General features: G+C 54.7%; 4 protein-coding genes and 1 pseudogene. 3 read left to right on the top strand and 2 right to left on the bottom strand.

Going from position 1 to position 8,003, the window contains the following annotated elements; all coding sequences use genetic code 11:
- Together VKV29_RS01680 and hpnE are read right to left on the bottom strand one after the other, a co-directional pair.
- Positions 1 to 2,643 (bottom strand): choice-of-anchor tandem repeat GloVer-containing protein (locus VKV29_RS01680; protein WP_324199559.1); only part of this gene is annotated, 2,643 nt, incomplete at its 3' end.
- Positions 2,644 to 3,066: 423 nt separating this feature from the next.
- Entirely contained in the window at positions 3,067 to 4,497 is a 1,431-nt protein-coding gene (gene hpnE / locus VKV29_RS01675; RefSeq protein ID WP_324199558.1) for a hydroxysqualene dehydroxylase HpnE, read from the bottom strand.
- Between the two features lie 312 nt (positions 4,498 to 4,809).
- Here hpnE and VKV29_RS01670 point away from each other — a divergent pair, with 312 nt between their 5' ends.
- From VKV29_RS01670 to VKV29_RS01660, 3 genes and pseudogenes are all read left to right on the top strand, one after another.
- On the top strand, positions 4,810 to 5,226 hold the full coding sequence (locus VKV29_RS01670; RefSeq protein WP_324199557.1) for a hypothetical protein: 417 nt from the start codon (positions 4,810 to 4,812) through the stop codon (positions 5,224 to 5,226).
- A gap of 605 nt (positions 5,227 to 5,831) precedes the next feature.
- A complete protein-coding gene (locus VKV29_RS01665) occupies positions 5,832 to 7,697 on the top strand; it encodes a CRTAC1 family protein (protein WP_324199556.1) in 1,866 nt (621 codons plus the stop codon).
- 5 nt (positions 7,698 to 7,702) lie between these two features.
- Positions 7,703 to 8,003 (top strand): annotated as a pseudogene (locus VKV29_RS01660) (hypothetical protein); the annotation flags it as partial.

Here is an 8,003-nt window from a genome sequence, read left to right as displayed (position 1 = left end):
GGAGGTGGTACCGTTCCAGAGGAGGGTATCGTTTTGGGCAAAGCCGGTGCCCACAAGGGTTAGCTGCAGGTCTCCCGAACCGGCAGCCACACTGGCAGGAGCCACAGAAAGCAACTGCGGGCCGATCCGAAAGAGGGTTCCATGGGTATCCCCTAGAGAACCAGCATCTCCTCCATAACTACTTAGTCCATACAAATTACCATCACGGCCCTGGATCAAGGCTTTTACGGACTGGGCATCATAGTCGGCACCGTAGTAGCCCTCACCGAAGTTGTGCAGTACGTGGAAGTTGGAACCATCGGGGTTGATCTTGAACACTACTCCCCATCCACCACCGCCCTCAATGGTCGTTCCATACAAGGCTCCGATGGAGCCTTGTATAAGACCTATTTGAGGACTATTACCGTCACCTCCTTGTGTAAAGGCATGGAGTACCGTAAAGCCGGTACCATCGGGGTTGATTTTGAAAATCACTCCACCCCCGTAGGCGCCTCCATGAGAGGTTGTTCCGTATAACGCCCCATCCTTGCCTTGAAGGAGAGAAGCTGAGGGATAGGCGCCGTCGTCGTTGATATAGGGATTGTACCACGGGCCGGACGTTGCAGAAAAGGTGTGAAGTACTCTAAAACCCGTCCCGTCCGAGTTCAATTTAAATATTACCCCGGTGCCGTTGGTGCCGCCTGCGATGGTTGTGCCATAGAGGGCGCCGTCTCTTCCTTGGATGAGACCTCCAACCGGATTGGAGCCATCCAGAGGATTGCCGTATTGGTCGGTCATGGTGTCAAAAAGATGCAGCACCTGGAAGTTGGAGCCATCAGGTTTTACCTTGTAAACCACCCCATCCCCCAGCACATAGGGAATTCCGGTACCTCCATAACCGCCATACGAGGTTGTTCCATAGAGGTAACCATCGGCCCCTTGAATAACACCAGCTTGGGGATGGGTACCGTCCACTAAGTGGCCATGTCCATCATCTGATGAGCCGAAAACATGCAACACCTGAAAACCCGTACCATCTCGATTGACTTTGAAAAGAACACCATTGTCACGAGAGGTATTGTAGCCACCTCCTGGCTGGGGGTGGTAAATCAGAGGGCCACCATAGCTCGTCGTTCCATACAAGGCCCCGTCACTACCCTGTATGACACCGGCGAGGGGATGAGCTCCGTCATCGTTGGTATAGTTGGTAAAACCGCTATAGCGGGAGAAACTATGGATAAGCTGGAAGTTGGAACCGTCGGGGTTAACCCGAAAGACCACTCCTACTCCTGCTGCGCCTCCGCCAGCAGTCGTTCCATACAGCATTCCATCGCTCCCTTGAATGAGGGCAGTGATGTGAGACTCACCATCAATTCCTTCTAACCCATCACGGCTCAAAAACCGATAGAGTACTTGAAAACCGGTGCCATCTGGCTTCAAACGGTAGATAACCCCTGTACTCGCCTCTATACCTCCACCTATGGTTGTGCTGTAAAGCAGACCGTCTCTGCCTAAAGTCAGGGGAGCATTTGGAGTAGCGCCATCATAAGGGTCATAGAATTTGTAGATCACCTGGAAGTTGGAGCCATCGGGGTTAACTTTGAACACCACACCATTCCAATAGACGCTTCCAGTAGCTCTTATAGTCGTCCCATACAAAGCTCCATCTGAACCTTGTATGACACCGGCATAGGGCCCGCCACCGTCATTGCCACTGAAGTTATGGAGCACCTGGAAGTTGGAGCCATTAGGGTTGACCTTGAACACAACGCCCTGCCCATTGGCGCTATCTCTAGCCGTCCCATACAAGGCCCCATCGCTACCCTGTATAACACCGGCAAAGGGATGGGCTCCGTCATTCCCTCCGGTGAAGTTATGGAGCACCTGGAAGGAGCCATCGGGGTTAACTTTGAACACCACACCATTCCCATTGACGCCTCCAAAGAGGGTCGTCCCATACAAAGCTCCATCTGAACCTTGTATAACACGGGCATAGGGACTGCTACCGTCATTGCCACTGAAGTTATGGAGCACCTGGAAGTTAGAGCCATCGGGGTTAACTTTGAACACCACACCATTCCCATAGGCACCTCCGTGACTAGCCGTCCCATACAAAGCTCCATCATTACCCTGTATGACACCGGCTACGGGAGTGGCGCCATCTCTACCGCCGGTAAAGTGATGGATCACCTGCAAATAGAGGCCGTCCGGGCTTATCCGATAGATGACCCCACCATCGTAGGTACCTCCATTTTGTGTCGTTCCATACAGATATCCATCCGAACCCTGCAGCAGAAGGCCGGTAGGAAGGGCACCATCTGTGTTTCCGTACTGCCCATTGTGCCACCCTTGTCTCGAAAAACTATGGAGAATTGTGTAGCTACTTCCGTCAGGATTGATGCGGTAAACAATCCCTCTACGAGAGCTACCACCATCGCTGGTTGTACCGTAAAAGGCTCCATCACTACCCTCTATCACTCCGCCAGAGGGAGTGAACCCATCTTCCGTTCCGAAAGCGTGGAGAATAACGGTGGGTTCTGGAGGGCTGTTTTGAGCCTGAACTGCTCCTAGGCCGCTTCCCCACACCAAGGCCTCTAGGAAGAGGCTAGAAATCCAAAAAGTTAAGCCTTTCCCGTTTGCGTTCCCAAAGTTGAAGCGCCTCATAAAGCGTTTCCTCCTTGATGAAATCGTGTTTTAGAGAAAGACTAAGAGCAAAGCCGTCATGTGACAGACGGACATACACTTCCATAGATTCCTATTGCAATTTCCGTGCCAATTTAGCGGTTTTACAGGTTATTTTTAGAGGGTTTTTGCGTTCTTTGCTGTTTAGATGGACACTCTCTGGGTTTTAGAGCAAGCTAGCAGAATGAGCTTATCTTGTTCGCCCCCTATCCCGTCCTTTCCGTCTTGCAGACAGCAACGCAGCGGCCAGCGAGATAGACGATCACGGGAACTGTGCTGGCCGCAAAGGCGCCGTCCGCGAGGACGCCCACCGCGAGGTGCCACTCTCCCGAATCGGGGGAGGGGGAGGGCATCGGCCTTGAGGGGCGGGGGGGTGGGGGCCTTAAGAGGCCGAAGTGAGAAAGCCTACCGTAGAAGCCATTTGGCCAAACCCATCTTCGGTAGGTCGGGAACCGGCAAGGCGCAGGGCAAACCCTCCTGATTGCAAATGACGCGCGCGGCCAGATAACCGCTTCGGGCAGCGCCTTCCATGGTGGAGGGCCAACCGGTTTGCGTCCACTCTCCGGCAACGACCAAATTGGAGAGAGGGCTTTTCTGTGGCGGCCGCATCGCTTCTACTCCGGGTACCGGAGAGAGGGTGGCTTTGGGCCAACGCACCAACGTCCAATGCACAAGTTGCGCCTCCGCCACGTCCGGCAGGCAGGCGGTAAGTTCCTCTAAAAGCAGCGATTTTAGGTGCTCCTTCTCTACGGCCTCATAGGAGTAAGAGGCGCTGATCACCACGCTGAGGCAGGAGCCTTGTTTGGGGTCTTTACCGAGATTGAGGGAGCGATGGAAAATCCATTCGATGCGCCGATCCAGCACGGCAACGGCCTTCGGGCAAACGATGGGCCGATCAAACCAAAAATGCGCTCCTAAAATGGGTGCAAGAGGAATCTGGAGCGCCCTTTGCCAATAGGGATCGCTTTCGATCACCTCCTTCGGAAGCAGGTGTTCGAGAAGGTCGCACTGAACTGCCAAAACGTACCAGTCGGCACGCAGGCGCTCACCATCTGCCAGCACAACCTCTTGAACGCAATTGCCCTCGACCTCCAATCTTTTAACAGTCGTCCTTGTGCGCACGCAGCCCCCTCGCTGCCGAAGGGTGTTTAGTGTCGGCTCGGTGTAAAGCGAGGCGAGGGGAACTTTGGGAATGCCAAAATGGAACGCCTGAGGATGCGCCAAAAACCCCGTCTGAAAAAGGAAGAAAGCATGCGCACACGAAATGCGCTCTAACTCCTCATTGCAGGCGCTTACGAGAATGGGGCGCCAGAACCGCCGAATTGCGGTGGGGGGTTGGTTCACCGAGGCAAGCCAACTTGCGAAGCTCTGTTGTTCCCACGCGGCATGGCGCGGGTTGGTTCGCATGATTTTCAGAAGGGCATGGGCAATGCCAAGCTTATCGCGCAGGGAGAGCGCGCGGAACCGAAGGAAGGAGGGCAAGGTGTGCAGCGGGGCCGGGAGGGGGCTGCCGCGCAGAACGGAGCGCCGGCCATTCGGCTCCAAAAACTCCAGCGTGTCGCAGTAATCTATCTGATGATGCACCCCAAGGCGCTCAAGGAGATCGGCCAGGTTCGTGCAGCACCGCATGGTGCCATGCTGGCATTCATCCACCCGTTCGCCCACGATAGGATCTAAGAAAGAGGAGGCTCGACCACCTAGCAACGGGCGTTTTTCCAGCAGCAGCACCCGAAAGCCGGCATCGGCCAGCGCGACGGAGGCCGCAATACCGGCTACCCCTCCGCCAACAACCAGAACCGATTTTGCCCGATCCTGTGCCGAGCCACTATCGTCCAACCGAGGCCTCCTCAACATCTCTATCTGCGAACTACGTTCATTATGCACCAAATAGCGGCTTGCTGCGCGATTCGGCGTCGTTCCTCCTCACGGCAAACGGCCTCACCTTCATTTCCTTAAAAGGTTCTTTCCGCTTTTGGCGGGCGTCTCTCTATTTATTTTGCTAGAGGGGATGCAGCATCGTCTCGAATCCCGAGAGGAAACGAGCGATCCTGAAAAACCCGCCGTACAATGTACGCGCCAGACAAAAGGCTGGCCAACATAAAATCAATCTACAAAGGTCACGAGGAGTGGCCGGAAGGAGAACAGAGTATGGAGAACAAGGAAAACCGATCGGGCCAAGACAAAGAGTTCCAACAGAGCCGTGCAGACGCTCCGCAGGAAAGCGCGAGCACACCGACGAAGGAAAGGACTCTGCCGCAGGCAGTTGAAGAGCTGCTTAAAAGGTTGAAGCGCGTTGACAAGCAGCAGGTACAGGCGCTTCAGAGTTGGCTCTCTAGGCGTTACGCCGGTTCTGGGATGCTTTGGCATCTACGGCACAACACACCCGAATATATTGCCTACAGGCGTGCCGCCCTGCGCTTTTGGAGATGTAGGGGTCTTATGCCCCTTATCTATGTTGAAGACCAGCCCGTTCGGCTCGTATGGAAGTGTGTAAGGGACTCAGGCTACTACAATCTCTACTATGGCCGTCGCGGGGCTCCGTATGCGCTTGGTCGCTGGTACTGATACGATCAGGACATTCCGCCCTGTGCCTGCGCGGGGCCTTATGGGGCGGCAAGAGATTGGAGCACCCCCAATGACTACCTGCTCGCCATAGGAGCTGAACCTCGTTATCTCTGTCCTAGAACCGCCTATGGCAGAGACGGCGTTTTTCTGGTGCCGCAAGGCATCCCGCTTGCCGTTTACAAAATAGAGTACAAGGGGGCAGAGGAGCTTTTACTGCATGAGTTGTGCAGCATCATCACTCCCGACCCACTTTCCTACGTTTCGGATATAGAGTCGTAGCGTTTGTAGGACTGCCTATCGGCAGGGCATCGCTCCTGCTGCGTATTTTGGTTTCCCCCACCTGCCTAAGGCAAGTGGGGGGTCCCTCGCCAAAGATATAGCCGTACTCAGAAACAAGATTTTGAATAGCTCACAAAGAGGCGTCAATCAGAGAAACCCGTCAGCAGAATTCTCCCTACAGATCACCCATCTCCCAATTCTCGGAGATAGAGTTCTAGAAACTTGCCGTTCTCATAGAGTTGAAAAGTTTGGTACAATATTAGTAGGGAGTTATTCCTTCCTATTCTCTTGAAACATAGCAAACTCGTGCTCTTTTGGATGACATTATGGGAATTTCGGAACCGATTAAAGAACAACATTCTGCCGCGGTGTCGCGGCGGGTGGCCATCGGCATGTTTTTGGCCCTCGTGGGAGGGGTGCCCCTAGCGCGCTGGCTGAGCCGTCGAGGAGGCGATATCTCTGTGGAGGGCGCTTCCATGCGCTTGCCCCGTGCCCTCTCGCCCCAAACATCGCTCCAACGCTACGGTTTTTATCTCACCGAGTGTGCCCAACAGTGCGGCATCCACTTCGTGCATCAAGCTCCACAGTTCGACCCAAAGCTCAACAACATCATGCCCGAAGTGGCCTCCTTCGGAGCCTCGGTCTCCATTGTGGATTTCGATAGGGACGGCTGGGCCGATATTTTTGTGACCAATAGTGGGGTTGGCACCCAGTGTGCTCTCTATCGCAACAACCATGATGGCACCTTTACCGATGTTACCGAAGAGGTGGGCCTAAGCGATCTCAATGCCCCAGGAACGGGTGTCTGCCAAGGGGCCGTGTGGGGCGACTACGATAACGATGGCTATGAAGACCTGCTGGTCTACAAGTGGAGCGGCCCCACCCTCCTGTTTCATAACGAAGGAGGCAAGCGCTTCACCAATGTAACGGCCAGCAGTGGGCTACCCGCAAAGGCCAATATCTCCAACGCTATCTGGCTCGACTATAACAACGATGGCAAAATTGACCTTCTTCTGTGCGGCTATTTCCCAGACGATATAGACCTGTTTCACCTTACCACCACCAAGATCATGACGAACAACTTCGAGTACGGTAGCAATGGGGGCCGCCTCTATCTTCTGGAGAACTTGGGCGGTGGGCGTTTTGAGGACGTTACCGAGCCGATGGGCCTAGGCGGGCGCTACTGGGCGTTGGCCGCCGCCGCCGCCGACCTGTGCGGCAACGGCTATCCCGATATCGTGATCGCCGGAGACTATGGGGCCTCGCTCTTCTTCTATAACGACCGTGGGAGACGATTCATCCCCATCGCGAAAAGCGCCATCTACTCGTTTACCGAAGGCCCTAAAAGCGGCATGAACGTGAGCTTCGGCGATATTCTTAATCAGGGAAGGCCCTGCATCTACATCAGCAATATCTCGGAACCCGGCGAGCTTATGCAGGGTAATAACCTGTGGGTGCCGCGACCAGGCACGACAGGGCAGGCGATTAGGTACGACGAGATGGGGGCCGAGATGGGAGTGGCCATGGGGGGCTGGAGCTTTGGGGCGCAGTTCGGCGACCTCAATAACGACGGCTACCTCGACCTCTATCTTACCAACGGCTTCTATTCGGGAAAACGTGACCAAAGCTACTGGCACGAATTTAATAAGGTGGCAGGAGCCAATAGCGCCATTATCTCGGATGCGGCCAACTGGCCGGCCATGAACGGGCGAAGCCTCTCCGGCTATGAAAAGAAGTGCGTCTGGCTTGGTGATGGCACCGGCCACTTTACCGAGGTGGCTCAACAGGTTGGAGCTACCGACCTCTATGATGGACGGGCTGTGGCCTTGGCCGACCTGTGGAATAATGGGGCGCTTGATGTCATTGTGGCAAATCAGCGCGGTCCGCTGCTGATCTATCGCAACACTGTAGACCCCAAGAATAGGTGGATTGAGTTTCATTTGGAGGGCACGCGAAGCAACCGCAGCGCCATCGGCGCCGCAGTTACCCTGTATTGGAACCATCAGCAACAGCTACAGTTTGTGCTGGGAGGGTGTGGATTCGCGGCGGAGAACCAACGCCGTCTTCATTTTGGACTTGGCCCCGATCCCCAGATCGAAAAACTGGTGATCCGATGGCCCTCAGGCGTTATTCAGACGCTCCCAGCCTCTTCTCTCAAGATCAACGCGATCAACAACATTAAGGAGCCATAGTCATTATGAGCAATCTTGTTTTATTTAAAAATGCGGTCGAACGAGTGCGGCCGAAAGGCCTTGGCTTACGAATCGATCAACGCTACATTGCGCCCCTACTCGTTACCTTCATTCTCTTGATGGCGCAACTCTCCGCGCGGGTTCTCGTGAATCCGTTCTACACGTTGGCAGCCATTCTTACCAGCATGGCGACCGAGTTGGTGCTAGGCCGACTCACCTATGGCAAATGGCCAAACCTTGCCAGCGCCTATGTCAGCGGCATTAGCGTGGGCATTCTGCTGCGTTCGGATTTCGTTTGGCCCTACA

This window comes from Chthonomonas sp., from assembly GCF_035294165.1.
Lineage (GTDB): Bacteria > Armatimonadota > Chthonomonadetes > Chthonomonadales > Chthonomonadaceae > Chthonomonas.
The sequence above is the reverse complement of the archived record's forward strand: the minus strand, read 5'-3'. Positions and strand labels throughout refer to the sequence as shown.